The following is a 25,450-nucleotide window of genomic DNA, read 5'->3' as shown; positions in this document are numbered from 1 at the left end:
TTCTCTGGATCTATCCAAGGCGTCCCCCCCCGCCTACACTTTCCGAACCCAGCTGGCATCCCGAGGCAGTGAATGGCCATTGATCGCATCAAAGTCAAGAAGGAAGCCGACAAGCTCTTGACGGCGGGGAAGGTCGATCGGGCCATCGAGGAATTCCACAAGCTCGTCGACGACAACCCCAAGGACTACTCCACCCTGAACCAGATCGGCGATCTCTACGTGCAGATCGGCCGGTCCCGGGAAGGTGTGGAGATCCACAAGCGCCTGGGCACCGCCTATGAACGGGATGGGTTCCACGCCCGGGCGGCCGCCATTTTCCAGAAGGTCGTGCGCAACGCGCCGGAGGACATCGACGCGGCCCAGCGCCTGGCGGACCTCTACCGCCAGATGAACAAGGTCACCGACGCGGTGAAGGTCCACCTGCAGGTGGCCGAGCACTTCCAGAAGAAGGGCCTCATCAAGCGGGCCCTGGAGGAGTTCAACAAGGTCGTCGACCTGGATCCCAAGAACCTGAAGATGAAGGTCAAGCTCGCGGACCTCTACAACAAGGAGGGCATGAAGGACCGCGCCGCAGGCATTTACCTCGAAGTGGCCGAGTCCCTGGCCATGGAGCAGATGCACGGCGAAGCGAACCAGATCCTCGAGCGCGCCAAGGCGATGATCTCCACGCCCCAGGTCTTTCTCACCCAGAGCCGGCTGGGGGTGATCCAGGGAGACTACGCCAACGCGGCCCAGCACCTGCGGGAAGGCCTGGCAAGCAACCCGAGAGACACGGACCTGCTGGAGGCTCTGGCGGAGATCGAGCTGCGCAGTGGCCATCCCGATCGTGCGCTGGAGGCGCTGACCGAGATCGCGCAGATCCCCGAGAAGTCCCTTCCCCTTGCTGAAAAAGCCCTTCGCAACCTGGTGAATGCCGACCGGGCGGAGGAAGGCCTCCGGCTGTTTACGCCCATCGCCCGCGAGCTGGCCCGTCGGGGTTCCGGTGACACCGTCGGCCGGAGCCTGCGGGCGGCCATGCAGAATCACATGGGCATCGAGGCCTGGACGCTCCTCGCGGAGATCGCCCATCAAAGCGGCAACCGGGCCGACCAGATCCATGCCCTCCAAAGCGCCTATGGGCTGGCCCACCAGGGCCATGACCAGGCCTTGATCGGGCATCTCTCCGGTCAGTTGCGGGCCCTGGGTGCGGTCCCCGACGCCTCAGCACCACCCCCCGCGAGCGCGCCCCAACCCGGCTTTGCGGGCACCCTCCAGTCCCCGGCGGCCCTGGAAACCGTGCATGGCGGGGAGTCCGAGCTGGACCCCGTCCGAAGGCTCCGGATGGAGCAGTTCACCCGGGAAGCCGAGGCCCTGCTCAGGAGCGGCAGCACCGAGCGCGCCGTGGAGACCTTCAAGAAGGCCCTGGAACTGGACCCGTCGGACCTGACCCTCATCGAAGCCATCGTCGCCGTGCATCGCACCACCGGGCACCTCACCAAGGTGCAGATGCAGTATGTGCAGAGCGCGCAGGCTCTGATCCAGCTCGGCAGGAAGCGCGAGGCCGCCCAGCTCCTGGACATGGCGGAGCAGCTCTTCCCGGGCTCCACCCGGATCCACCGTCGGACCATGGGCCTGCCCGAACCCGGAGCCCGTCTGCCCGAGTCCGTCGCGCCGGTCTCCATGCCGGCGCCGATGCCCGTCCCCATGCCGCCCCCACCACCGGCCCCCGCCCCGGCACCGGCCCCAAAGGCGGCCTTGCCTCCCCCAGCGGCGGCCGCCGCGCCCATCGCCCTGCCTGCGCCTCCCCCGGAGATGGAGGAGCTCATTGGGCTTGACCTTTCCGGCTTCGAGCCACCCCCGCCGGCCCAGGTTCCGGCCCCGCTGGTCCAGGCTCCGGCCCCGCCGGCCCAGGCTCCAGCCCCGCCGGTCCGGGAGGCGATTCCCATGGGCGAGGGCCTGCCCGCCCTGGCGGACCCTTTCGCCTCGGCGGCCAACCGGTTGCCGCTTCCGTCCGAGCCCGCCGCCCTGGACGCTTCCGACCTGAGCTGGATGGACGACACCCTGGCGGATCTGGCGCCCGAGCCGGCCTCCTTCTCCGCCCCCACCGCGCAGCTCCCCCCCATGCCCACCGGCATCCTGTCACCGGAGGTGGTCGAGGCCCTGCCACCCCTCTCAGCGGCCGTTGAACCCCCAGCCATCCCAGAGGAACTGGCCAGCCTCCTCGGCGACATCGACTTCCAGCTTGACTACGGCAGCCCCGAGGAAGCCAAGGCCGAAATCGACGTCGCCCTCAAACAGTTTCCGGGCCACCCGGAACTGGAAGCCCGCCTGGAACGCTCGGTCAGCGCCCTCCAGAAGCTGGGCCTCGCCGCCAAGGCCAGCGCCCTTGACGAAGGCGACTTCGCCAACTCCTTCTTCGACCTCACGGACGTGCTGGGTACCGCCCTCATGGACGAGGGTGAGGACGAGGAGATGCACGACGCCACCCATGTGGTGGAGAAGATCCAGAGCGTCGACGAACTGTTCAGCGCCTTCCGCGAGGGCGTGGAGAAGCAGGTCAAGGGCGACGACTACGACACCCACTACAACCTGGGCATCGCCTACAAGGAGATGGCGCTCATCGAACCCGCCATCGAGGAATTCAAGATCGCCATGGGCGATCCCGAGCGCACCCTCGAATGCTGCTCCATGCTCAGCATCTGCGAACAGGACCGGGGCGATCTCGACGCCGCGGTGGCGTGGCTGCGCCAGGGCATCGAAGCCCCCGGCTTCCCCCCCGAGGACAGCATCGGCCTTCGCTACGACCTGGCCGAGATCTACCTCCAGCAGGGCCAGACTGCCCAGGCCGCCAGTGAGTTCAAGGCCGTTCGCGACATGGATCCCGACTACCGCGACGTCGCAGCGCGATTGGCGTAGCCGAAGGAAGGCGGAGACAGGCTTAACAGGATTCAGATACCAAAAAATAAAGCTTTGGTCCTGTTAATCCAGCATTTCATCCTGTTAATCCTGTTTCCATTTTTCTTCAGTTCAGCGCGCGGCTCCCGCTGGCTCCCCAGGGCTGGAGGGCCTGGAGCGCGGGTTGGACGGGCTTGCCGGGGCGCTGGAGCTGCGTGAGTTCCAGGGCGCCATCGGGCGTGGTGAGCCAGGCGCCTTCCTTGCCCCAGACCAGCTGGCCGGGATCGCGGTAGCACGTCCGGAGAGCGCCCACGCCGCAGACCTTCAGCGGCTGGCCCTCCATCTGCAATTCGGAGCCAGGCCAGGGCCAGAGGGCGCGGACCTGGCGGTGCAGCTCCGCCGCGGGGCGCCGCCAGTCCAGGCGTCCCATGTCCTTGCGGAGCTTGGTGGCGTAGGTGGCCTGGCCGAGGGGCTGCTCCACCGGTTTTCCGCAGCCGCAGAGCAGCAGGGGCAGCTGGTCCATGAGCAGCTCCGCGGCATCCGCAGAAAGGGCCGCCAGCAGGCTTTCGGCCGTATCCCCGTGGCCGATCCAGCGGCGGGACTGGGCGAGGACGGGGCCCTCATCCAACCCTTCCGTGAGTTTCATGAGGCTCACGCCCGTCTCTTCGTCCCCCGCCAGGAGGGCGTGGTTCACGGGGGCGGCACCGCGCCACCGGGGCAGCAGGGAAAAATGCAGATTCCAGACGCCGCTGGGGCAGGCGTCCAGCATCCACCGGGGCAGCAGGTGGCCATATGCCACCACGATCGCCAGATCAATCTGCAGGGATTCCCACAGCTCGCGGACCTCGGGTGCCTTCCAACTCAGGGGCTGGTGGACGGGCAGGCCCAGGGCCAACGCCGCCACCTTCACCGGCGGGGCCTCCAGGTGGCGCCCCCGGCCCGCGGGGCGGTCCGGATTGCAGAACACCGCCGCGATACCTTCCTCGGCCAGGGCCCGCAGGGCCGGGACGGCCGCGCGGGGAGTGCCGAGAAACGCGATGCGCGTCATCCCCGGGCCTGTTTCAGATACTTCTTCTGGAGGAACTGACGCTTCACGGGTCCGAAGTACTCCACGAAGAGGCGCCCCCGTAAATGGTCGATCTCGTGGCAGAAGGCCCGGGCCAGCAGGTCCTCGCCCTCCAGCTCGTGCCAGGTGCCGTCTTTGGCCCGGTTGCGGATGACGACCTTCTGGGGGCGCTCCAGCACTTCGCGAATGCCGGGAATGGACAAACAGCCCTCTGGCCCCACCTGGCTGCCCTCCTCCCGGATGATCTCCGGGTTGATGAGGACGAGCTGCTGGGAAGGATCCTCGCCGCAGGAGCAGTCGATCACCGCGAGGTTCAGGTTCACGCCGATCTGGGGTGCCGCCAGGCCCACCCCCTCCTCGTCGAGGGTTGTCTCGAACATGTCCGCCACGAGCTGTTCCAGCTCAGGGGTCCAAACCCCCACATCCTCGCTGTTCTTCTTCAGGCGGGGATCGCCCCAGGTCAGTACGGGCAGGACGGCCATGCAAACACTCCAGCATTCCAGTGTAATCCATCACCCATCCCTTGGTAATCTGGGAGGTCCGTCCACCGGAGCCCCGCATGCTGCGTTCTTTTCGCCAAGTCTTCAAATCCAACCGCACGCCCATGGCGGCGGTCATGGTCGTGGTCCTCCTGGGCCTGGTGGCCTACCTGGCCCCGTCCGGGCGGGTGGACACGCCAGACACGGTGGTAGCGCGGGTCTATGGCCGTGAAATACTGCTGCGCGACATGGCCGAGCACATGCAGGAGCTTTACCAGCGGTATGGCAAGCAGGCCAGCCCCGAGGCTCTCAAGCCCTTCGTCCAGTCCCAGGCCCTGCGTGACCTCATCAACCAGAAGCTCATGGAGGAGCTGGCGGAACGCCACCACGTGGTGGTCACCGACGAGGAAGTCGGCGCGCGCCTGCGAGCCTTCCTGAAGCAGTACCCCGTCCTCCTGGACGCCCAGGGCAACCTGAAATCCACCGCGGAACTGAAGCAGATCTTCCAGGAGACCGGGTTCAACCCTGCCATCCAGGAACGGAACCTGCGCAGCGAGTTGCTGCGCACCAAGCTGATCCAGCAGGCGGCCTTCCAGGTGCCCGTGGACGCCACCTGGCTGGCCGTGGAGGACCGTCTGCGCAATGAGAAGGTCGCCTTCCAGCAGGCCACCCTCGCTGTGGACCCCACCACCGTTGCGGATCCCGGGGACGGGACTCTGGAAGCTTTCTACAAGGCCGGTGGTCAGCGGTTCCTCCAGCCCCCCCGCCGCGTGATCCAGTTCGTGGCCGTGGACCGTGCTGCCCTGGGCAAGGATGTCCAAGTGGACGAGGCCACCCTCAAGGCTGCCTTCGAAGCCCGAAAGAACGACTTCGTCGAATTCAAGGCCCGCCACATCCTCTTCAAGGCCGAGGGTGACACCCAGATCCAGGAGGCCACGGCCAAGGCTCAGCTGCTGCGGGAGCGCCTGCTGAAGGGGCAGAGCTTCGCCAAGGCGGCCGAGGAGCTCAGCGAGGATCCCAGCGCCAAGGGCAACGGTGGTGACCTGGGCTGGTTCCGCTTCCCCCAGATGCAGAAGCCCTTCTCGGAAGCTGCCGCGGCCCTCAAGCCCGGCGAGATCAGCCAGCCCGTGCGGACCATCTACGGCATCCACCTCATCCAGCTGGAGGGCCGCCGCGAGAAGCGGTTCGAGGATGTGAAGGACCAGCTCGCCAAGGAGATCTCCGACGACCGCTTCAATTCGCGCGCCCAGGAGCGCCTGGAGCAGATCCGCAAGCGCGCCAATGGCGGCGACCTCGCCGCCGCCGCCAAGAGCCTGGGCAGCCAGGCCCAGCTCAGCCAGCCGTTCAGCAACGAGCCGAGCGCCCAGTCCGAAGGCCTGCCCGAGCTGCCCCAGCTCGCCGCCGAGGCCTTCCGTCTGAAGGTGGGCGAGGTCTCCAAGCCCATGCGGTTCGCTGACCGCCACATCCTCTTCCGGGTGCAGGAGCAGCTGCCGGAGGCCGTGCCGCCCTTCAAGGAGATCCGCACGAAGGTGCTGGCCGCCTACCGTCTGGAGGAATCCCGCAAGCAGGCCTTGGCCAAGGCCCAGCAGGCCCTGAAGACCGGCGGCCTCCAGGCCGTGGGTCCCGTCACCGACCAGGCTCCGGCCCCCCTGAGCGGGCTGCGGGATCTGGTGGCCCACCCCGGCATCCGCCAGGCCCTCCTGGACACCCCCGTGGGTCAGACCACGCCCTTGCTGTGGGCCCAGGACGGCAAACTCTGGGTGGCCCGCATCATCTCCCGGGAACCGGCCCCGGCCCTGGATTTCGAAGGCCGTCGGGCCCTCATCCAGGAGGTCCAGACCACCGAGGCCCAGAAGCTTCTTTCCGCCGAGCTGCAGTCCCTGGACCAGCAGGGCCGCCTGCGCCCCGGCCTCAGCAGCTTCTGGGGTCATTTCGGTGGCATCTACGTGAACCCCGACGCCGCGCAGGTGTCGGTGGAGGAGTAGCTCTCGCTTGTCAGCTATCGGCTAGCAGTTCCTGGTAGCCGATAGCTGGCAGCTGATAGCTGTTCCAGATGCGAGTGGGGTTGATCGGACAGCAACTGTCCAATAGCCCCCTGCCCGAGAGGCTGACCCTCCCTCAGCACGAGTATCTGGTCGCAGAGGACCTGGATCGAGGCCAGATCATGGCTCACGAAGAGCAGGGCCGTGCCTCCTCGCTTCAGGTCCAGCAGCAGGGACATCAAGTGCCCGGTCAGGGTGGGGTCCAGGGCCGAGAAGGGCTCGTCCAGCACCAGCAGGGCCGGCTCCAGCATGAGGGCGCGACCCAGGCAGAGCCGCTGGGCCAGGCCACCGGACCAGGCCGCAGGGCGCTGTTCCAGAGCTGCCTCAGGGAACCTCACCTGGGCCGCCACGCGCGCCGCGGCCTCGCGCCGGGAGGCCGAGGTCCCACGGTTCCAGATTTCCAGCGGCTCCTGGAGGATCTCCCAGCCCGTGCGGTGGGGTGGCAGGCTGGCCAGGGGATCCTGGAATATGGCCTGGATCCGGGGGCGGCGGTGCCGGCGCTCCCCTTCGGGAAGGGGCGACCAGAGCACGCCGTCGAGCAGAATCCGGCCTTCGGTGGGTTCCAGGAGTCCCAGCACCAGGTTCAGGAGGGTGGTCTTCCCCGCCCCGCTGGCGCCGAACACGCCCCAGGCTTCGCCTGGGGCGATAGAGAAGGACACATCCCTCAACACATCCTTTCCCAGGCGCTGAAGGCGCAGGCCTTCAGCGCAAAGGACGGACCCTGACCTCAGCGGATCACCTCGACCCCCAGGTAGGGCCGCAGGACCTCGGGCACCACCACGCTGCCATCCGGCTGCTGGTAGTTCTCCAGGATGGCCACCCAGGTGCGGCCCACGGCCAGGCCGCTGCCGTTCAGGGTGTTCACGAAGGCGGGCTTGCCCTCCTTGCCCTTCATGCGGATGTTGGCGCGGCGGGCCTGGAAGTCCCCGAACCAGCTGCAGGAGCTGATCTCGCGGTAGGTGTTCTGCGAGGGCAGCCACACCTCCAGGTCGTAGGTCTTCTGGCTGCTGAAGCCCATGTCGCCCGTGCAGAGCAGCACGCGGCGGTAGGGCAGGCCCAGGGCTTCCAAGATGGCCTCGGCGTTTTCCGTGAGTCGTTCCAGTTCCGCTTCGGCCTGGTCCGAGGCGGCGAAGGTGACCAGCTCCACCTTGTGGAACTGGTGCTGGCGGATGATCCCCTTGGTGTCCTTGCCGTAGCTGCCGGCCTCGCTGCGGAAGCAGGGCGTGAAGGCGCAGTGGCGCAGGGGCAGTGCTTCCGCGGGCAGGATCTCGTCGCGGTAGAGGTTGGTGACGGGGACTTCCGCCGTGGGGATGAGGTACAGCGCGCCGCCGTCCCCGCGCGAGGTCTTGAAGAGGTCCTGCTCGAACTTGGGCAGCTGGCCCGTGCCGTACATGCTGTCGGCGTTCACCAGATAGGGCGGGATCACCTCGGTGTAGCCCGCGCCGGTCTGGCGATCGAGCATGAAGCTGATGAGGGATCGCTCCAGCTTGGCCCCCAGGCCCTTCAGCACGGCGAAGCGCGCACCGCTGAGCTTGGCTGCGCGGTCCAGGTCCAGGATGCCAAGGGCCGTGCCCAGGTCCACGTGATCGCGGGGGGTGGCGATCTCCGGAATTTGCCCCCAGCGCTTGATCTCCACATTGGCGTGCTCGTCGCGGCCCGGGGGCACGCTGGCATGTGGCGGGTTGGGGATGTCCGCCAGGAAATCCCTGAAGGCGGCCTCGATCTCCCGCTCGGCGGCCTCCAGCGTCTTGAGCTGATCGCCCACCTCTCGCTGCTGGGCGATGAGGTGATCTGCGTTTTCCTTAGCCCGCTTGAGGCGGCCGACCTCATCGCTCACGCGGTTGCGTTCGGCCTTCAGGGCCTCGGCTTCCTGGAGCACCACTCGGCGGCGCTGGTCCAGCTCCTGGTAGCGTGCCCGGTCCAGCGAGTAGCCCCGTTCGGCCAGGCGCGCCGCCACGGCATCGAGGTCGTTGCGCAGAAGGTTGGCATCAATCATGGGGAGGTTTTCCTAATGATCCATCAGTTTACCTGGCTCCAAAATGCGCCATGGGCGTGTTTTGGAGATTGCCTCTGGCCGGAACTCAGGCCTGAGTCCACGCCCCTTCGGGCATCGGTTCACCAGCCCACCGGACCCCGAACGCCTCCCTGACTTCTTCAATTCCGCCTCCGGCGCCCAACACCAGGCCCAGCTTGGCGAGAGCGGCCCAGCGGGTGTGCAGGCTGCCGGAGATGGCGCCCATGTCTTCGATCTGCCGCCCCAGTTCGTAGGCCGAGAGGTCCACGCCGCCATAGGGACACTGCGATATCACCACCACCGGCAGCTGCCGCCGCTGGGCGTCCTCCAGCGTGGCCCGGAGGTCCCCCCGGCCCATGGGCAGATTGCCGGCACCGAAGGCCTGGATCAGCAGGGCCCGGGCCCCTTTCGGGGCCAAGCTCCAGGCCATGCCCGGATGGGGCGTCAGGGTGTGGACGGCCAGATCCAGGGCGTCGCCCAGCCCCGCAGGCACCTGGCGGACGAACTGGCCCACCTCTGGATGCAGACGGATCTCCGCCCCGATCTCGGCCAGGGGCGGCAGGTTCGGGCTCTGGAAGGCCTCAAACTGGTGGACGCTGAGCTTGTCGGCTGCCACGCCCCGGATCCAGTGAGTGCCGAAGCAGATACCCACCTCGGGGAGGCCCCGACACGCCAGGTCCACGGCATTGACGAGGTTGCTGCGGGCGTCGCTGCGCACGAAGGCGAGTGGGCGCTGACTGCCCGTGAGGACGACCGGCTTCCCCAGGTCCGCCAGGAGGAAGCCCAGGCAGGAGGCGGTGAAGGCCATGGTGTCCGTACCGTGGATAATGACGAAGCCATCGAAATCCTGGGCTGCGGCGCGCACCCGGGAGGCCAGCGCCAGGATGTCCGACGGTTCCAGGCAGGAGGAATCCTGGTTGAAGGGTACCTCCACGGACAGCTTGGCCATCTGGCCCAGTTCCGGCACCTGCTCCAGCAGGTGGTCCAGGAACCGCCCGGGGGCTAGGGACGCTGGATCGCCACTGGGCATCATGCCCAGGGTGCCGCCGGTATGGAGGAGAAGGATCGTGCGCATGAGAGGAGTCTACCGTCTGGACCCTGGTTGCAGGCCACAGGCGGCTCCGGCCCGGTAGACTGAACGCTCTGCATGCGCCGCATTCCCCGCTATTTCCAGATGATTGCAGGCCGCTACCTCCGGCGGCTGCTGAGGAAGCGTCTATCGGGTCAGCAATTGCAAGCGGCCGTGGAGACGGCGCTGGCCACCCTGCCCATCCAGGAGAAGCTGCTGGTGCGGGAAGGGGCGCTCCGTTCGGAATCGCTCAACCGGCAGCTGGCCTGGGCCATGGCCTTTGTGGCCGGCGCGGTGAATGCCGGCGGCTTCCTGGCTGTCAGCCACTACACGTCCCACGTGACCGGTGTGGTTTCCGCCATGGCGGACGAGCTGGCCGACGGCGACCTCGTCACCGCCCTCGCAGCCCTGGCCATGATGCTGAGTTTCCTCGCCGGGGCCTTCTTCTGCACCACCCTGATCAGCTTCGGACAGCGCCGACGCATGCGCAGCCGTTACGCCCTGACCTTGGTGATCGAGGCCGTGCTGATGATGGTCTTCGGCTTCATGGGGAACCGCCTTCAGCAGGAGATCCGCTTCACCTTGCCCAGCACCGTGATGCTGCTCTGCTTCATCATGGGCATGCACAACACGGTCACCTCCATCATCTCGGGCGCTGCCGTGCGCACCACCCATCTCACGGGCACGGTCACGGACATCGGCATCGAGCTGAGCCGCCTCACCTACGTGAACGTCCACCACCGGCAGGGTCGGGAACGCATTGTCGCCAACCGCCAGAAGCTGACCCTCCTGCTGCTGATCCTGGTCTCCTTCATGGCGGGCGGCGTCACCGGCGCGCTGGGCTTCCGGCACATCGGCTTCAAGGTCACGGTGCCCCTGGCCGGCTTCCTGTGGTTCCTCGCGGCCCGCCCCCTGCTGCTGGAAGTGCGCCTGCTGCTGCATCGCCTCCGGCGCCAGTGGGATCCCGACCAAGCCACTCCGGACCGCTGAATGTTGTTCGCCGACGCCTGACAGCCGTCTAAAGCGCGACCACCAACGCCTTCAGTTCATCGAAGCCCTGTTCGCAAGTGCAGCTGACCACCACCGCGCATTGGCCCGGCTGGCTGGGAGGGAGCTGGACCTCCCCGGTGAAGTGGCCATCGCTTCCGGTGCGCCCCGACAGCAGGCTGGTGGCCTTCTTCAGACTGGACACCAGCTTGACCGACACTTCGGCATCGGCCACGGGGCTTTGGCTCTGGCAGAGGCGTGCCCGCACCCGCACCTGAAAGGACTCTCCGAAGGCGGGCTTCAGAGGCTGGTCCAGCACCAGTTCCAGGGTGTCCACATCGCCTTCCAACTGGAGGAATTCCAGGATGGCCTGGTCCAAGGGCCGGTCGTTGAAGGCCTGCTTTTCCAGCAGGTCCGGCGGTGTCAGGTCGTACTTGCCGTTCTTGATTTCCCGGATCACCGCCCGGTGCTGCTCATCCATGCGGCCCTGGATGGCGCCATCAGTTATGGGCGGAGCGGCCAGCAGATCCTCGTACGAGGACCGGTAGCTGTCGAGGATCTCGCCGCCCACATAAATGAGGGTTTCGATCCTGGGGTTCGACAGGCCCTTATCCTCGGTCTGCACGTGGTAGACCCGGTTCCCATGGCGGACGTCCGTGTTGTAGCCGGTGATCATGGGAGAGGCCTGGAGGACGGAGAGGCAGGACGCGTCATGGACCTACCTCTGCAATCTTCCCGCCAGTTCCGGCATTACTTCCCAGGCAATTTCCCGAACCACCTGATCGCCCATGCGCGCCACCACGGCCTTCACGAGGACATCCATGACGGCTGGATCCGCCAAAAGCGCCTGGACCTGCCCGGGTGTGAGCGCGGCCTGACCGGGCGCGGCAGGAACCTGACCAGGGACGGCAGGTGCCGAATCCACCAAGGGCACCGGCTTGGGCTCAGGGACCGGCATGGGCCAGGCGGCTTCGGCAAGCTCCTGACGGGGCGCAGGAACGGGGGTCGTCGGGGCTACCGCCACTGGCACCTCGTGGGTTTCCTGGGCCTTCTCCAGCAGGGGGGCGGCCGCGGCCGCAAGGCCGGCAAAGGCCACGCCACCGATGATGGGAGGGGCCGCAGGGGCCACGGCTCCCATGGGCGACCCGGGCAGCGGTGCCAACTCCAGCCCGGCCCCCAGATCGTCCAGGGATTCCAGATTGGTGAAGACCAGGCTTTCCTCAGCCAGGGCCTCGGCCACGGGGGCCGCGGCTTCAACCGGCGGAGCAGGTGGGGCCTCAAGCCCTCGTGGGGCGGGCGCCGGTTCAGAGGGAAGGGGCGCCGAAGTCAGGCCGTGGAGGCTCTCCAGATCCAGTTCTTCCAACTCGAGGTGCACTTCCGCCACCGCCACAGGCTCTGCGGCGGGAACTGGGATGGCCTCGGCAGCGCTTTCCTCGGGCCAGAGATCCTCGGCCGTAAGAATCAGCAGATCCTCATCCTGGGCTGGTTCCTGAGCTGGGCGCGCCGGTTCCGACGCCAATGCCAGAGGAGACAGGGCATCCATCCCTTCGAAGGAAAAGTCCGGCGAGAGGTCCGGCAAGGCCATTTCAGCCGTCTTGGCCAGCTCCGGGGCCGCCGCGGCGGGCCGATCGGCGAAACTCGGCGGCTCGGCGGCGAAGCCCAATGACTCAAGGGTCAAGGCTGGTGGTTCGGGGACAAAGGCCGCCGGCGCAGGGACAAAGGCCGGGGGTTCGGCAGCTGGAGGCTCGGCACCCACAACCGGCATGGCCAGCAGGGCCCTCACGCGGTCCCCCAGCTCACGCAGCTCGATGGGCTTCTTCAGGAAACCCTGGATCGGCGCCTTGGCCAGCCTGACGGGATCCACGGGATCCAGCACCCCGGCCATAAGGGCGATGGGCAGGTGGGCCGTCGCTTCCATCTCCCTCAGGCGGGCCAGCAGAGCCCAGCCATCCATGCCGGGCATGGCCGTATCCACGAGGGCCACGTCGAAGTGCTCCCCACGGCCGAACCGATCCAGGGCCTCCGCGGCGGAATCGACGCAGACCAGTTCCACATCCGTGGGGGCCAGCAGGGATTCGGCGATGCGGTGGATGCTGGGGTTGTCGTCCACGAGGAGGAGGCGGGGCATCTGGTTACCTCGGGAGGCCTGAAGGAAGAAAGAGAGGCTGGGCACAACGCTACCAGAAATCTGCACTTCCATGGCAATCGAATGGATCGGCAGGCAGTCTGAAACCTGACGCTAGCGCAGCAGCTTCTTCAAGACCCGTACCCGTTCCGCCTCCACCAGGCGGACCAGCAGCACCCGGTCCCCCACCCAGATCCACGCGACGCCCAGGGGTTCCCGCAGGGCGACCTCGGGGCCACCCGGCAGCCAGCCCTTCACGGAAGCCCGCAGGTTCACGGCCGTTCGCCACTCTGGGCGATAGGTCTCAAGCAGGGCTTGGCGCTGGCGCTCGGGCGGCAGCGCGCTTTCGTTCCACCGCTGATCCCAAGCATCAAAGGCACCGTTCTCCCGCCAGGCCCAGGCCGCGTCCCAGGCCGGCCAGGGCAGCGACCCCTCCGGCACCGGCGTCCATTCCACCGCGTTCAACGGGCAGGTGCTCCGCAGCATCCCTTCCACCGGGAGGGGCGCCGCCAGGGCCATGCGTTGGGGTGGCTGGGCCGTCAGCAGGCCCGGACCCGCCGCGGCGCGACGCCATCGACCGCCCTGCAGAATCCAGGCCGCCCAACCCTGGACACCGCCGTACCAGAGGCGGTCCGCTCGCGGCAACCAGAGCCGGTCCCCGGCGTGCCAGGGCAGTTCGAGGCGGGCGCCCGGCAGGTCCCGGCCATCGTCGGACAGGGCCTCCGCCTTCGTGGCCAGGCCGCGGGGTGGCGGCGGGAGGCCCGGCTCATCCCAAGCGGCGAGGGTGGGTTCACCCAGATCCGCATCCAGGGGGAGGGCGCTGACCAGCAGGCGGGATTCCCCCTTGGGTTCCACCTTTTCAAAGAAGCCCAACAGCACGCTCTTGCCATCCCAGCTGAAGCGGCTCCAGGGACCAGACTCCGTGGACCAGAGCACCCGGCCCTCGGGCACCTCCAGCAACCGGGTCTCGAAGTGGCCATTCCCCATCTGCAGGGTCACGAGCAGCCGGTTGCCCTTGACCGGATCGAGCCGTGCCGAGGCAAGGGGGGCGTCAAAGCGGTAGCGGCGCCACTCCAGCCCTTTCCAAAGCACCACCTCGCTGCGTCCCTGGGGGCCGTTCAGAGCCAGACCCTGGTCCCCAAGGTAAGGTGAGGCGGGCTCCCAGGGGGTGCCGAAGCCCCCTTCAAAGGGCCAGGGGTCGGACTGATCCGGATCCAGGGTTCCCTGAAAACGAGGGGCCCAGCCGTCCTCCAACCGCAGCTCCGCCAGGGACTCGTAGTTCCCGAGACTCATGACAGCCGGCATCTCCACGGCGGACACCCCCCCCGAGCTGACCGGACGCGGCGCCTGCACCACCGCGAAGAGCAGCAGCATGGCGGCAATGAAGAGGGTGGCGATGATGTACCGTTGTGGGATCACGTGGTGGCCGCGGAAACAGAACCATCATGACTGATTGGAGACGCGCCGCGATGAAGCACAAACCCGCCGTGGAAACCGAGCTGAAGCTGCGCATCCCGGCCACGGGGCCCTATCGGCCCCTGCTCGAGGCCCTCGGCTTCCGCGAGGTCGTCCCCGCCCAGGCGGAGGTGAGCGTGCTGTGGGACCGGAACGGCGAGCTGCGGGCCGCCAGTTCGGCCCTGCGGACCCGACGCTTCGCTGGGACCGTACGCCTGACCTGGAAGGGCCCCAAGGTCCCCGACGCGATGCTGAAGATCCGCCCCGAGCACGAGACTGGCATCGAGGACGGCGAAGCCATCGAGGCGATCCTCCGAGCCCTGGGCTACGTCCCCGTCATGCGCATGGAGAAGGTCCGGGCTGTGTGGGAGCGGGATGAGCTGGAGGCCTGTCTCGACGAGACCCCCTTCGGCTGCTATCTGGAGCTGGAGGGCGACCCCCAGGCCATCCGCGCCGCCATGGAGGGCCTGGGGCTCGCCCCCGACCGCGCCGAACCCCGCAGCTACCCCGAGCTGTACGAGGCGCACGGCCTGGGTTAAGCATCAAGGATGCTGGAACACAGAGGCCGCAGAGGTACACAGAAAACACAGAAAACACAGAAAACACAGAAAACACAGAAAACACAGAAAACACAGAAAACACAGAAAACACAGAAAAAGGCCATTCTTGTTCTTCTCTGCGTCCTCTGTGCAAACTCTGTGTCCTCTGTGTTCCGCTTTTGTTTTAGACCTTCAATACCTGCTCCAGGTCTTCGATCAGATCCTGGACGTCCTCCACGCCCACGCTGAGACGCAGCAGGTTGTCGTTGATGCCGAGGCGCTGGCGGTCGGCCTCGGGCACGCTGCCGTGGGTCATGCTGGCGGGGTGGCAGACGAGGCTCTCCACGCCGCCTAGGCTTTCGGCCAGGGAGAAGACCTTGAACGAGGACGCCATGCGCCGCGTGCGCTCGGCGTCGCCCGTGTCGAAGCTGACGATGCCCGAGAAGCCCTTCATCTGCTGCTTCGCGAGGGCGTGCTGGGGATGAGACTCCAGGCCAGGATAGTAGACAGCCTTGAGGTCCTTCCGGGCTTCCAGCCAGCGGGCGAGGGTGAGGGCACTCGCGTTATGGCGTTCCATGCGGAGGTGCAGCGTCTTGGTGCCCCGCAGGATGAGCCAGGATTCCATGGGCGAGAGGATGCCGCCGGCGGCCTTCTGGTGGAAGCGCAGGCCCTCGGCGAGGTCCTCGCGGTTGGTGATGGCGATGCCGCCGATGGAATCGCTGTGGCCATTCAGGTACTTGGTGGTGGAGTGGAAGACCAGATCGGCGCCCAGCTCCAGGGGCCGCTGGTTGTAGGGCGTGGCGAAGGTGTTGTCCACGGCCAGCACGGCCTTGCAGCCCATCAGGGTCATGACCTGACGCACCCCGGGGATGTCCGTGAGCCCCAGCATGGGGTTGGTGGGCGTCTCCAGCATCACCAGCTTGGTGTTGGGCCGCAGCGCCGCCTTGAAGGCCGCCAGGTCGCCCGTGTCCACTTGGGTGTAGGTGAGGCCGAAGCGCGTCATCACCTTGTCCAGCAGGCGGAAGGTGCCGCCGTAGACGTTGTCGCCCAGCACCACGTGGTCGCCACTGGAGAGCTGCTCGAAGATGGCCTGCACCGCCGCCATGCCCGACCCGAAGGCCATGCCGTGGGCCCCGCCCTCGAGGGCCGCCAGGTTGGCCTCCAGGGCATCGCGGGTGGGGTTGCGCACGCGGGCGTAGTCGAAGCCCTTGTTCTGGCCCAGGCCCTCCTGCACGTAGGTGCTGGTGAAGAAGACCGGCGTCATGATGGCGCCGCTGGTGGGATCCGGCGATTGGCCGGCGTGGATGCAGCGGGTGTCGAAACGGCCTTCGGAGTTCATGGGACCATCCTTCGTGATCCATCAGTGTGAGGGGGAGCCGCCATGAGGAAAAGCATCGCTTCGGTGTCTATGGTTCTGACCCTCCTGGCTTGCCGATCCGACAAACCCGAGGACCAGGTGCGGAAGGCCTTCGGCGCCTGCGTGGCCGCGGTGGAGGCCGGGGACGCCGCCGCGGCCGCCGAGCCCCTGGACGCCGGCTTCCGAGGGCCCGAGGGGATGGACAAGCCCGCCGCACGGCTCTTCCTCATGGGCATCTTCCGGCAGGAAAAGGTGGGCCTGACCGTGGTCCGCAACGAGGTCACCGTGACCGGGAACGAGGCCTTCCAGGAGGTGGACCTGCTCATCACGGGTCGCAGCGGCGGCCTCCTGCCCCAGGACGCCTCCCGGCGCTCCTTCGGGCTGCGTTGGCGGAAGGCCGGCGGCGACTGGCGGCTCCTCGAGCTCCAGGAACGCTGAACCGAAGCCGCTCAGCTCCCCAGGTACGCCATGAACTCCTGGTGCAGGTCCAGGGGGAGGCGGCAACTCCTCGCCTCCTCGTCCACGAGCTGGGCACAGCGAGGCACTGCCAGCAGGTTTGAGGCGGGGATGCCGCCATTCCTGGCTCGGCGCAGGCTCTGCATCACCGCGTCCATCCACCCCAAGCGGTAGAGCGTGACCAGCAGCAACGCATGGGCCCTGGCATTGGCGGGGTCGTTCTTGATGGCCTGCAGCAGCTGCCGTCGGGTGGTTTCGAGAACGTCCTTGCGGACCTCGGCCCGCCCCGCCGAGCTTGGCTGCGGAGGCATCTCCTGGACCGGAGGGTGGATGGGGCCACTACCCATCACCCGACTGGGTTCGGCTGTTTCACGCAGCAGCTTCCCGGGCGGGACGGCTCTTGCGGGGATTCCCGTGGGCTCTTCCTTCGGCGGCCGGGCTGGCATGTTCCCAGGGGCCATGACGGGTGGGCCCGGTACCGGGCGAGAGGCTGGGGAAGCTGGCGTGAGCTCCACCTGGCTCCAGCGCCAGTGTGGATCCTTGGCCGCCCGCAGCGCGGCGGCCAGTTCCTCGGCGACCTGGAACCGGTTCGCCGGCTCCTTGGCCAGGGCGCAATTCAGCAGGCTCTGCACATCGCGGCTGATGCCCAGGAAGGCGGTCGGCAGCAGGGGCGGCGGCGCTTCGTGCAACAGGCGATAGATCACGGAACCCGGGCTCGGCCCATCGAAGGGAGGATTGCCCGTCAGCGCTTCGTAGAGAATCACCCCCACGGCGAAGAGATCACTGCGGGCGTCAGCGCGCCCGCTCTGGAGATACTCCGGCGCCATGTAGTTCACGGTGCCGAACACCGTGCCCTCGTCCGTCGTATCAGTGTTGAAGATCTTGGCCACACCGAAATCCAGCACCTTGGCCTGGAGGGATTTCCCATCCCAAAGGACGCGGATGTTGGAGGGCTTGATGTCCCGGTGCAGCACCTGGTGCCGGTGGGCCACAGCCAAACCGTCGCAGACCTGCGCGAGCACCTCGAGGATGTCATGCGGTGTGAGGGTGCCCGCCCGGATGAGCGTGCCCAGATCCTCGCCCTTCACCAGCTCCATGGCGAGGTAGAGCACGCCCTGCTCTTCGCCCATTTCGTGGATGGTCACGATGTTCGGATGGTTCAACGCCCCGGCGGCGCGGGCCTCCCGGGCGAACCGTTCCCGGGCCTCCGGCCCCGCGGCGGCCGAGGCCTGGATGACCTTGATGGCCACCTCCCGGCCGAGGATCGGATCCCGGCCCACGTAGACATCGCCCATGCTCCCCTGGGCCAGCAGCCGGATGATGTCGAACTTGCCAAGACGCGTCAGCACGGGACTTTCCAGGAATGCGGCCCTGATGATGGGATGCCTCCCGAGTTCCCGTCCAGGCCTTTGTCAGCCCCCTTGCCCCAGCAGCCAGGCCTCGTCCCGCACCGGAATGCCCAGAGCCTCGGCCTTGGCGAGCTTGGAGCCGGCCTTCTCCCCGGCCACCAGCAGGGTGGTCTTCGCGGAGACACTGTTGGTGACTTTCGCGCCCAGCTGCTTCAGCCGCACTTCTGCTTCCTCTCGGGACAAGGTGGGCAGGGTGCCAGTCACCACCGCAACCTGGCCCGCCAGGGGCAGGCCGCTCAGATCCCTGGGCTCCGGTGCGGTCGGGTGCACGCCCAGGGCAGCCAGGCGGGCTGGCAGGTCCGGATGCAGCGCTGCGAACGCCCGGAGGGCCGCGGCGACCTTGGGCCCCACCTCCTCCACGGCCTGCAGGCGGCCTTCCTCCGCCAGCCACAGCGCTTCCAGGTCGGGGTAGGCCTCCGCCAGCAGCTCCGCCGTGCGAGCCCCCACCATGGGGATGCCCAGGGCGTGGATCCAGCGGACTAAAGGCTTCGTGCGGGCGGCGGCCAGGGCGTCCAGGACGTTCTGCGCCGACTTCTCGGCCATGCGCTCCAGGCCCGACAAGTAGGCCAGGCCCTGCATGGGTTCCCCCAGCAGCCCAAAGATGTCCCACGGCTGCTCGAAGCGCCCCGAGGCCACGAGCTGCTCGACCAGGGCCTCGCCCATGCCTTCGATGTCCAGGGCTGCCCGGCCGCCGAAGTGCAGCAGCCGCGCCACCAGCTTGGCCGGACACTCGGGGTTCAGGCAGCGGATGGCCACCTCGGCGTCGTCCGCCTTGCCCACCTCGCCCCCGCACACAGGACAGGTCGCGGGAATGAGGGGGGGGGGCAGATCGCGCGCCTCCTCACCGGGCACCAGGGCCACCACCTTGGGGATGACCTCTCCGCCCTTTTCGATGAACACGCGATGACCGATCTTCAGGCCAAGCCGGGCCAGCTCGTCGGCGTTGTGCAGCGTCGCGCGGCGGACTGTGGAGCCCGCCACTTCCACGGCCTCCAGCTCGGCCACCGGTGTGAGCTTGCCCGTCCGTCCCACCTGCCAGGTGATGCCCAGCACCGTGGTGGTGACCTGGGTGGCCGGATACTTGAAGGCGATGGCCCAGCGGGGCACACGATCCGTGGCGCCCAGGCGCTGCTGAAGCGCGGCATCCAGGATCTTCAACACCACGCCATCCGTATCGAAAGGCAGCTTCAGGCGGGCTTGGGCCTGATCCGAAATGAAGGCGAGCACGGCTTCCAGGTCGCCGGTGGCGTGGCCGGGCATGACCCCGAAACCCCACTCGCCCAGGTGGGCCATGGACCGGGCGTGGTCCTCCTCGCGGCCTTCGCTCCAGAGCACCTGCCAAGGGAGGAAAGACAGGCCGCGCGCTGCGACCTCGCGGCTGTCCAGCAGCTTCATGGTGCCGCTGGCGGCGTTGCGGGGGTTGGCGAAGCGGGCTTCGCCCCGGGTGTCCCGCTGCCGGTTCAGCTCCTCCCAACGCTTGCGGGACAGGAACACCTCGCCTCGCACCGTGAGTGATTCCGGGGCGTCCCCGGGTAGTCGCAGCGGAATGTCGGAGAGAGTCCGCGCATTCTCGGTCACCAGCTCGCCCGTCTCGCCATCGCCGCGGGTGAGGGCCTCCACGAGCAATCGGTTCTCGTAACGGAGGGACAGCGACAACCCGTCCACCTTCAATTCTGCGGCGTAGCGGGGATGGGCATCAGGCGCGAGCCGGCGCCACTTGGCCTCCCACTCCCGCAGCTCGGCTTCGGAGTAAGCGTTATCCAGGCTCAGCATGGGGACGGCGTGGCGGCGCTTCTCGAACGCGTCGATGGGTGGCGCCCCCACGCGCAGGGTGGGGCTGTTGGGATCCGCCAGCTCGGGATGAGTCGCCTCCAGGTCGCGCAGCTCCCGCTCCAGGGCGTCGTACTCGGCATCAGACACCACCGGCTGGTCCAGCACGTAGTACCGGTGCCGGTGCATCCGCACCTGGTCCGCCAGATCCTTCATGCGCTGCCGCAGGTCCATCACTTCACCCTCGCCCTCATTTCACCCTGGACCGGTACAGGATGCCCATGATGAGGCCCAGCGCGAGGAAGAAGCTCAGGGTGCTGCTGCCCCCGGCGCTGAAGAAGGGCAGCACCATGCCCTTGTTGGGCAGGGCGCCGGCCACCATGCCCACGTTCACCATCAGATGCAGGGCGAAGATGCCTGCGGCGCCGGCGCAGAAATAGGTCTCGGTGTTCGTGTGGGCGGCCTTGGCGGCATCGAGGATCCGGCTGAGCAGGAGGCCGAAGAGGCCTAGGGCCAGGAGCACCCCCAGGAAGCCGCGCTCCTCCGCCCACACGCTGAAGGCGAAGTCCGTGGTCTTCACGGGGAGGAAGTTCAGCTGGGTCTGGGAGCCACTGATGAAGCCCTTCCCGATGAGCCCCCCCGCGCCGATGGCGATGCGGCTCTGGTTCACCTGGTAGCCCTTGCCCTGGAGATCGCTGGAAGGATCCAGGAAGATCATCACCCGCTGCTTCTGGTAGGGCTTGAGGGCGAACTTCCAGGCACCGAAACCTCCCACAGTGACGAGCAGGATCAGGGCGATCACCCAGCGCGCCCGCAACCCCTTCATCAGGGGAATGATCAGCAGGATGGGCAGGAAGCTCAGGGCCATGCCGAGGTCGGGCTGGCGCTGGATGAGCAGCATCGGGAAGACCACCAGGCCCACAGCACCCAGCAGTTCGAGGCGCCCGATCGTATTCGCGGGCCGCGAGCCCAGGCGCTGGGACACGTACAGCAAGGTCACCCACTTCATGAGCTCCGAGGGCTGGAAGGTCTGGCCCGCGACGACGAACCAGCGCGTGGCGCCGCCGATCTTCTTGCCCACCACCAGGACAGCGGCCAGGGCCACGAGCCCCACCAGGTAGGCGATGAAGCTGTAGCGGAAGATGCGGCGCGGATCCGTGGCCGCCAGCAGGAGCATCAGCGCCATGCCCATGAGGTTCCAGACGGTCTGCTTGATCCAGATGGTGGCCTGGGGCGTGTTCCGGCCCGCTGAATAGAGGGTCAACGTGCCCAGGACGATCAGGGCCAGGATGACCCAGAGCAGGCGGGAATCCAGGGCGCGGACGCGATCCTTCATTGTTCCGCCTCTTGAGCCGGGGCGAAGGGATCGACCATCCGGCCGCGCGGCGGTGGCAGGGGATTCCTCAGGCGGTCCACGAACCAGTACTGGACCAGCTTTTTCGCGATCGGCGCCGCCATGTCGGCGCCGAAGCCCGCGTTCTCCACCACCACCGCGAAGGCGATCTGGGGATGCTCCCGGGGGGCATAGCCGGCGAACAGGGCATGATCCTTCAAGTGCTTGGCCTGGCGCGCGTAGTGGGCCTTGTCCACGAAGGTCGCCACCTGGGCCGTGCCCGTCTTGCCGACCATGGTGATGTCGGTCAGGGCCGAGGCCCGGGCGGTACCGTCCTTCACCACTTCATAGAGGCCTTCGTCCAGCACCGACCAGATCCTGGGATCCAGGGGCGTGTCCCTGGGCGGCGGGGGCGGGGCGGGTGTCAGCTGGTTGCTCTGGTCATCGCGGAAGCCGTAGAAGAGATGGGGCGTGAGCACCTTCCCCTTCGTGGCGAGGGTGGCGTAGAAGCGCGCCAGACCAATGGGCGTCACCCCCACGGCACCCTGGCCGATGCCCACGCTGATGGTCTCGCCCGCGTACCACTTGGGATCCCGGGGCGAGGCCTTGCGCTTCCAGGCTCGGCTGGGAATGCGGGTGCGCTTCTCCTGGGGCAGGTCCACGCCGGTGCGATCCGTGAAGCCGTATTTCTCGGCCGTGGCATAGAGATCATCAATATCCAAGCGCGAGGCGACTTCGTAGAAGTAGACGTCGCAGCTCTGGGCAATGGCCTGCACCAGGTTCAGGCCGCCGTGGCCCGTGGGCTTGTCGCAACGGAAATCACGGCCGTAGAAATTTTTCTTGCCCGCACAGTAGATGACCGTCTGGGGCGTGATGACGCCCTTCTCCAGGCCCGTCAGCGCCACCAGCAGCTTGAAGGTGGAGCCCGGGGCGTAGATGCCCTGGATGGCCCGGTTCAACATGGGTCGCGTCGGATTGTTCAGGTAGCGGTCCACCATCTCCTGGCTGAGCCGGTTGAGGAACAAATTCGGATCGTACGAAGGGCTGGAGTACATGGCCAGAATCCCGCCATCCCTCAAGTCCAGCACCACGGCCGCGCCAGCTTCCTCGCCGTAGGCGTCCTGCATCACCTTCTGCAGGCCCGCGTCCAGGGTGAGGTAGAGGCTGCGGCCCGGAGTCGCGTCGGTCTGGCCGAAATTGGCGACCTCCGTGCCCAGCTGGTCCACCAGGATGCGCTTCTGCCCGTCCACGCCCTTGAGCTTGTCGTTGCCACTGGCCTCGAAGCCCTCCTTGCCGATGGTCTCGCCCAGATGGAAGACGCCGGGTTTGGCCTTCATCAGCTCTTCATCCACTTCCCCCACGTACCCCAGCACATGCCCCGCCAGCTCATCGCCGAGGTAGACCCGCCGGGGCGCCACATCCACGCTGAGAAAGGGAAAGCGGGCCCGAACCCGCTCCGCCAACGCGATGCCCGCGTCGTCCAGGTTCTCCTTGAGCACCAGCGGCCGGCCCTTGCCGGCGAAGCGGTAGCTCTGGATCTTCCGCGCCAGGGCGGCGGGTTCCAGCTCCAGGGCCAAGGCCAGGGACTGGATCACCTCGGGGCGGGTGGGCAGATCCTCCCGCTGGATGACGAGATGCAAAGCCCGGCGATTGTCCACCAGGCGGAAGCCGTTGCGGTCCAGAACCAGCCCCCGGGGCGCGGCGATGGGTCGGATCTTCACCGCCTGTTGCATGGCCAGCTGTTTGAACTCGGCGTGCCGCACCAGCTGCAGCCAGGCATAGATCAGGATCAGCGTGGCCACCAGGCTCCAGGCCAGGGCCTTGAGCACCCCAAGGCGGCGGTGAAGGAGAGGGCGCTGCCGGGGGTCCATCAGCCCAGCCGCGGCGAAGGCCCGGTGTACATCAGGCGCCAGACGGCCCAGCCCCACACCGGCAGGCTGACCAGGGCCCAGAGCCAGCCGAAGCCCCAGGGATGCGGGCCTGAAGCCAGACGCACCGCCAAATGAACCAGCAGGGTATGCGCTGCCAGCAACCCCGCCAGGCGTGCGAACCAGCCCTTCACGCCCTCCAGGGGCCAGCGCCCGGCCATCCAGCCCGCCAGCAGGGCCAGGGTCATGTCAGCCCAGGCGGTGCCCCCCAGGTGGGGGTAGAGCCGCAGGGTGCCCTCCAGGGCCCAGCCCGCGGCCCCGGCCCAGAGCGCGCCAGCAAGGGGGGACCCAGCTCGGGGCGCCAAGGCCAGCACCAGCAGGACGTGGACCACGAACTGGATCCGCGGGAAGGGGGCGGTGAGAAACACAAGGCCCAGAGTGACGGCGCACAGCAGGTTCTGCCGAGTGGCGGAGGGGGCCGCGATCCTCATGGCGTCCCCTTTTTGCGCTGGGGTTTCGGTTCCTGCACGACGAAGGGCGGCTGCACTTCCAGCGGGGGTTGGAAAGGTAGCAGAAGCACCGTGGAGATCCGGTCCAGGGGGGCCGACAGGTTGACCTGCACGCGCAGTTCCAGGTCACCGGGGACCACCTCAGCCACATACCCCACCAGGAGTCCGCGCGGAAACACCCGGTCCAGGCCGGAGGTCAGCACGGCCTCGCCGACCTGCACCACTTCCTGGTTGCTGATGTAGCGGATCAGGGCGCGCCCCGAGCCCAGGCCCTGCAGCACGCCCGTCGCGCGGCTCCGCATGAGCATCACGGCCACGGAAGCGTTGGGCGCGTCCGCGAGCAGCACCTTGGCCTGGGTGGGGCCCACGGACCAGAGCCGGCCCACGATGCCCTCGGGCACCAGCACCCCCTGGTCCGGTACCAGGTCCAGGTCCCGGCCCCGGTCAAGGATGAGACCCCCGTATGTGGCGGGCCGCGTGCTGAAAATGACCCGTGCAGCCTTCAGCTCCAGGGGAATCTGCCGCTTCAGCCCCAGGAGCCGCACGGCCTCATCCGCCTCCGCCAGCCGGGGGGCCTCCTGGGCAGCCTGCGTGCGGAGCTGAGCGAGTTCGGCAGTCAGCCGCACATTTTCGGCGCGGGTTTCCACGAAATCGCGGGCGGCCTCCTTGCGGGTGGTCCGCCACTGGGCCCAGCGGGAGGCCAGGTGCTGGGACGGCCGCGCCAGGGTGTCCGCCAGTCTCGTCCAATGCCCGCCAGGGTAGGGACCGAGCAGCACCCAGATGCCATGACCCAGCCAAAGGAGGATCAAGACGAGGCGTTGCCACCCCGCGCGACTCCATCCCCATTTGGACCTGTGGACGACCATGCCCCCTCCGGGCGGAGGCTAATCGAGGATCTGGATGCGGCGCAGGAGCGGGATGTTCTCCAGCAGCAGCGCGGTGCCGCGCACCACGGCGGTCTGGGGATCCTCGGCTCGGAAGACCGGCAAGTGGGTCTCCTTGCGCAGCCGCTCGTCCAGGCCCTGGATCAGGGAACCACCGCCCGTGAGGCAGATGCCCCGGTCGATGAGGTCGGCCGCCAGCTGGGGAGGCGTCTCGTTCAGGGCCTTGCGCACCAGGTCGATGATGGCGTTGATGGGCTCGGCCAGGGCTTCGCGGATTTCGGCATCGTTGAGGGTGAGCGTCTTGGGCAGGCCCTCGAACTGGTCCCGGCCGCTTACCTCCATGGTGCGCGTCAGGTCCGAGGGGAAGGCCGAGCCCAGCGTCCACTTCACTTCCTCGGCCGAGGATTCGGAGATCAGAACGTTGTACTTCTCGCGGATGTACTTGACCACCGCCTCGTCCATCTCGTCACCGGCGATGAGGATGGAGTCGGAGAACACCTTGCCGTTGTAGCTGATGACGGCCACATCCGTGGTGCCGCCACCGATGTCCACGATCATGCAGCCGCGCTTCTCGTTGATGGCCAGCCCGGCGCCGATGGCGGCCACCATGGTCTGGTCCACGATGAAGACCTCTCCGGCCTTGGCGTCATAGCAGACCTGCTTCACGGCGCGGCGGGCCACCTGGTGGGCCCGGGGCGGCACACTCACCACGATGCGGGTGCGGGCGATGCCGCGGTTGGGGCGGGCCTTGGAGATGAACTGGGCCAGCATTTTCTCGGCGGCGTCCACCTCGAAGATCATGCCGTCCTTCATGGGCCGGATGGTCCGAACGCCCTGAGGGGCCCGGCCCAACAGCTGCTTGGCCTCGTCACCGACGGCCTCCACGTCATGGGTGACCGTGTTCACGGCCACGATGGAAGGCTCATAGATGACGATGCGACCAGCCTGCTTGGTATGGATCAGGGTCGAGGCGGTGCCAAGATCGATGGCGAGGTCCGAATTGAAGATATTGGACCAGAACTGACTGGAGAAAATGCTGGCCACTGGTGGCTCCCTAGAACCTCTTAGGGTGGCATGAACTGCCCCCTCGGGCCAGCCGCCGAAGACCTGGCAGGCAAATCCCCCGGGACCGTCTTACTCCTCGGCCGCCAGAAGTTCCTCGACCTCGCTCCCTGTGGGGCCCCACTCCGCAGGCTGCGGGGCAGCCTGCGGAG

The 25,450-nt window shown here is 67.5% G+C and carries 21 protein-coding genes; 5 read left to right on the top strand and 16 right to left on the bottom strand.

The genetic code is table 11. The features are described 5' to 3' along the window. Positions 1-72: 72 nt before the first annotated feature. Complete coding sequence (locus NOV74_RS07260; RefSeq protein ID WP_257310624.1) at positions 73-2,895, top strand: tetratricopeptide repeat protein; 2,823 nt, start codon at positions 73-75, stop codon at positions 2,893-2,895. Between the two features lie 106 nt (positions 2,896-3,001). On the opposite strand, the gene fmt is transcribed toward NOV74_RS07260, so the two are convergent. After that, positions 3,002-3,922, bottom strand: coding sequence for a methionyl-tRNA formyltransferase (gene fmt / locus NOV74_RS07255; RefSeq protein ID WP_257310622.1), 921 nt, complete (start codon positions 3,920-3,922; stop codon positions 3,002-3,004). Next, positions 3,919-4,422 carry a peptide deformylase gene (gene def, locus NOV74_RS07250; protein WP_257310620.1) on the bottom strand — a complete coding sequence of 168 codons (504 nt, stop codon included), beginning with the start codon at positions 4,420-4,422 and terminating at the stop codon, positions 3,919-3,921. The genes fmt and def overlap by 4 nt, the downstream gene beginning before the upstream one ends. A gap of 77 nt (positions 4,423-4,499) precedes the next feature. Here def and NOV74_RS07245 point away from each other — a divergent pair, with 77 nt between their 5' ends. Beyond that, on the top strand, positions 4,500-6,404 hold the full coding sequence (locus NOV74_RS07245; protein WP_257310618.1) for a peptidylprolyl isomerase: 1,905 nt from the start codon (positions 4,500-4,502) through the stop codon (positions 6,402-6,404). A gap of 14 nt (positions 6,405-6,418) precedes the next feature. Here NOV74_RS07245 and NOV74_RS07240 read toward each other — a convergent pair whose 3' ends face one another. From NOV74_RS07240 to NOV74_RS07230, 3 genes are all read right to left on the bottom strand, one after another. Further along, a complete protein-coding gene (locus NOV74_RS07240) occupies positions 6,419-7,120 on the bottom strand; it encodes an ABC transporter ATP-binding protein (RefSeq protein ID WP_257310616.1) in 702 nt (233 codons plus the stop codon). A 68-nt stretch (positions 7,121-7,188) separates the two neighbouring features. Beyond that, positions 7,189-8,457: a serine--tRNA ligase gene (gene serS, locus NOV74_RS07235; RefSeq protein WP_257310614.1), complete on the bottom strand. Its 1,269-nt coding sequence runs from the start codon at positions 8,455-8,457 to the stop codon at positions 7,189-7,191. A gap of 85 nt (positions 8,458-8,542) precedes the next feature. Beyond that, positions 8,543-9,550 carry an asparaginase gene (locus tag NOV74_RS07230; protein WP_257310612.1) on the bottom strand — a complete coding sequence of 336 codons (1,008 nt, stop codon included), beginning with the start codon at positions 9,548-9,550 and terminating at the stop codon, positions 8,543-8,545. A gap of 72 nt (positions 9,551-9,622) precedes the next feature. On the opposite strand from NOV74_RS07230, the gene NOV74_RS07225 reads away from it, so the two are divergent. After that, entirely contained in the window at positions 9,623-10,534 is a 912-nt protein-coding gene (locus NOV74_RS07225) for a YoaK family protein (protein WP_257310610.1), read from the top strand. Positions 10,535-10,562: 28 nt separating this feature from the next. On the opposite strand, the gene NOV74_RS07220 is transcribed toward NOV74_RS07225, so the two are convergent. The 3 genes from NOV74_RS07220 to NOV74_RS07210 form a co-directional block, all read right to left on the bottom strand. Further along, positions 10,563-11,207 carry a RomY N-terminal domain-containing regulatory protein gene (locus NOV74_RS07220; protein ID WP_257310608.1) on the bottom strand — a complete coding sequence of 215 codons (645 nt, stop codon included), beginning with the start codon at positions 11,205-11,207 and terminating at the stop codon, positions 10,563-10,565. A gap of 42 nt (positions 11,208-11,249) precedes the next feature. After that, positions 11,250-12,659: a response regulator gene (locus tag NOV74_RS07215; RefSeq protein ID WP_257310606.1), complete on the bottom strand. Its 1,410-nt coding sequence runs from the start codon at positions 12,657-12,659 to the stop codon at positions 11,250-11,252. Positions 12,660-12,770: 111 nt separating this feature from the next. Further along, positions 12,771-14,075 (bottom strand): hypothetical protein, encoded by a 1,305-nt coding sequence (locus NOV74_RS07210; RefSeq protein ID WP_257310605.1) that lies wholly within the window; start codon positions 14,073-14,075, stop codon positions 12,771-12,773. A gap of 50 nt (positions 14,076-14,125) precedes the next feature. Here NOV74_RS07210 and NOV74_RS07205 point away from each other — a divergent pair, with 50 nt between their 5' ends. Beyond that, complete coding sequence (locus NOV74_RS07205) at positions 14,126-14,650, top strand: class IV adenylate cyclase (RefSeq protein WP_257310604.1); 525 nt, start codon at positions 14,126-14,128, stop codon at positions 14,648-14,650. A gap of 184 nt (positions 14,651-14,834) precedes the next feature. On the opposite strand, the gene NOV74_RS07200 is transcribed toward NOV74_RS07205, so the two are convergent. Continuing rightward, a complete protein-coding gene (locus tag NOV74_RS07200) occupies positions 14,835-15,989 on the bottom strand; it encodes a trans-sulfuration enzyme family protein (protein WP_257310602.1) in 1,155 nt (384 codons plus the stop codon). Between the two features lie 69 nt (positions 15,990-16,058). Here NOV74_RS07200 and NOV74_RS07195 point away from each other — a divergent pair, with 69 nt between their 5' ends. Next, positions 16,059-16,445 carry a hypothetical protein gene (locus NOV74_RS07195; RefSeq protein ID WP_257310600.1) on the top strand — a complete coding sequence of 129 codons (387 nt, stop codon included), beginning with the start codon at positions 16,059-16,061 and terminating at the stop codon, positions 16,443-16,445. An 11-nt stretch (positions 16,446-16,456) separates the two neighbouring features. On the opposite strand, the gene NOV74_RS07190 is transcribed toward NOV74_RS07195, so the two are convergent. The 7 genes from NOV74_RS07190 to NOV74_RS07160 form a co-directional block, all read right to left on the bottom strand. Further along, a complete protein-coding gene (locus NOV74_RS07190) occupies positions 16,457-17,812 on the bottom strand; it encodes a serine/threonine-protein kinase (RefSeq protein WP_257310597.1) in 1,356 nt (451 codons plus the stop codon). A gap of 63 nt (positions 17,813-17,875) precedes the next feature. Beyond that, positions 17,876-19,876 (bottom strand): NAD-dependent DNA ligase LigA, encoded by a 2,001-nt coding sequence (gene ligA / locus NOV74_RS07185; protein ID WP_257310595.1) that lies wholly within the window; start codon positions 19,874-19,876, stop codon positions 17,876-17,878. Between the two features lie 16 nt (positions 19,877-19,892). After that, the gene (gene rodA, locus NOV74_RS07180) at positions 19,893-20,978 is read right to left on the bottom strand and encodes a rod shape-determining protein RodA (protein ID WP_257310593.1); all 1,086 of its coding nucleotides are present in this window, start codon (positions 20,976-20,978) and stop codon (positions 19,893-19,895) included. Beyond that, positions 20,975-22,846, bottom strand: a complete 1,872-nt coding sequence (gene mrdA / locus NOV74_RS07175) for a penicillin-binding protein 2 (protein WP_257310592.1) — start codon at positions 22,844-22,846, stop codon at positions 20,975-20,977. Before mrdA ends, rodA begins: the two co-directional genes overlap by 4 nt. Continuing rightward, the gene (locus tag NOV74_RS07170; protein ID WP_257310590.1) at positions 22,846-23,334 is read right to left on the bottom strand and encodes a hypothetical protein; all 489 of its coding nucleotides are present in this window, start codon (positions 23,332-23,334) and stop codon (positions 22,846-22,848) included. Before NOV74_RS07170 ends, mrdA begins: the two co-directional genes overlap by 1 nt. Then, positions 23,331-24,218 (bottom strand): rod shape-determining protein MreC, encoded by an 888-nt coding sequence (gene mreC / locus NOV74_RS07165; RefSeq protein ID WP_257310589.1) that lies wholly within the window; start codon positions 24,216-24,218, stop codon positions 23,331-23,333. Before mreC ends, NOV74_RS07170 begins: the two co-directional genes overlap by 4 nt. A gap of 18 nt (positions 24,219-24,236) precedes the next feature. Next, entirely contained in the window at positions 24,237-25,280 is a 1,044-nt protein-coding gene (locus NOV74_RS07160) for a rod shape-determining protein (RefSeq protein ID WP_371748422.1), read from the bottom strand. Positions 25,281-25,450: the final 170 nt, after the last annotated feature.

The sequence above is a fragment of the Geothrix fuzhouensis genome, from assembly GCF_024609325.1.
In the GTDB taxonomy this organism is placed as follows: Bacteria; Acidobacteriota; Holophagae; order Holophagales; family Holophagaceae; genus Geothrix; species Geothrix fuzhouensis.
The sequence above is the reverse complement of the archived record's forward strand: the minus strand, read 5'-3'. Positions and strand labels throughout refer to the sequence as shown.

What these genes read in the sequence shown, in the direction of transcription:
- mreC (WP_257310589.1), bottom strand. Translation starts at nt 24,218, where the DNA reads ATGGTCGTCCACAGGTCCAAATGGGGATGGAGTCGCGCGGGGTGGCAA.
- NOV74_RS07170 (WP_257310590.1), bottom strand. Translation starts at nt 23,334, where the DNA reads ATGAGGATCGCGGCCCCCTCCGCCACTCGGCAGAACCTGCTGTGCGCC.
- NOV74_RS07200 (WP_257310602.1), bottom strand. Translation starts at nt 15,989, where the DNA reads ATGAACTCCGAAGGCCGTTTCGACACCCGCTGCATCCACGCCGGCCAA.
- mrdA (WP_257310592.1), bottom strand. Translation starts at nt 22,846, where the DNA reads ATGGACCCCCGGCAGCGCCCTCTCCTTCACCGCCGCCTTGGGGTGCTC.
- NOV74_RS07215 (WP_257310606.1), bottom strand. Translation starts at nt 12,659, where the DNA reads ATGCCCCGCCTCCTCCTCGTGGACGACAACCCCAGCATCCACCGCATC.
- serS (WP_257310614.1), bottom strand. Translation starts at nt 8,457, where the DNA reads ATGATTGATGCCAACCTTCTGCGCAACGACCTCGATGCCGTGGCGGCG.
- NOV74_RS07225 (WP_257310610.1), top strand. Translation starts at nt 9,623, where the DNA reads ATGCGCCGCATTCCCCGCTATTTCCAGATGATTGCAGGCCGCTACCTC.
- NOV74_RS07260 (WP_257310624.1), top strand. Translation starts at nt 73, where the DNA reads ATGGCCATTGATCGCATCAAAGTCAAGAAGGAAGCCGACAAGCTCTTG.
- def (WP_257310620.1), bottom strand. Translation starts at nt 4,422, where the DNA reads ATGGCCGTCCTGCCCGTACTGACCTGGGGCGATCCCCGCCTGAAGAAG.
- NOV74_RS07230 (WP_257310612.1), bottom strand. Translation starts at nt 9,550, where the DNA reads ATGCGCACGATCCTTCTCCTCCATACCGGCGGCACCCTGGGCATGATG.
- NOV74_RS07205 (WP_257310604.1), top strand. Translation starts at nt 14,126, where the DNA reads ATGAAGCACAAACCCGCCGTGGAAACCGAGCTGAAGCTGCGCATCCCG.
- ligA (WP_257310595.1), bottom strand. Translation starts at nt 19,876, where the DNA reads ATGGACCTGCGGCAGCGCATGAAGGATCTGGCGGACCAGGTGCGGATG.
- fmt (WP_257310622.1), bottom strand. Translation starts at nt 3,922, where the DNA reads ATGACGCGCATCGCGTTTCTCGGCACTCCCCGCGCGGCCGTCCCGGCC.
- rodA (WP_257310593.1), bottom strand. Translation starts at nt 20,978, where the DNA reads ATGAAGGATCGCGTCCGCGCCCTGGATTCCCGCCTGCTCTGGGTCATC.
- NOV74_RS07245 (WP_257310618.1), top strand. Translation starts at nt 4,500, where the DNA reads ATGCTGCGTTCTTTTCGCCAAGTCTTCAAATCCAACCGCACGCCCATG.
- NOV74_RS07195 (WP_257310600.1), top strand. Translation starts at nt 16,059, where the DNA reads ATGGTTCTGACCCTCCTGGCTTGCCGATCCGACAAACCCGAGGACCAG.
- NOV74_RS07220 (WP_257310608.1), bottom strand. Translation starts at nt 11,207, where the DNA reads ATGATCACCGGCTACAACACGGACGTCCGCCATGGGAACCGGGTCTAC.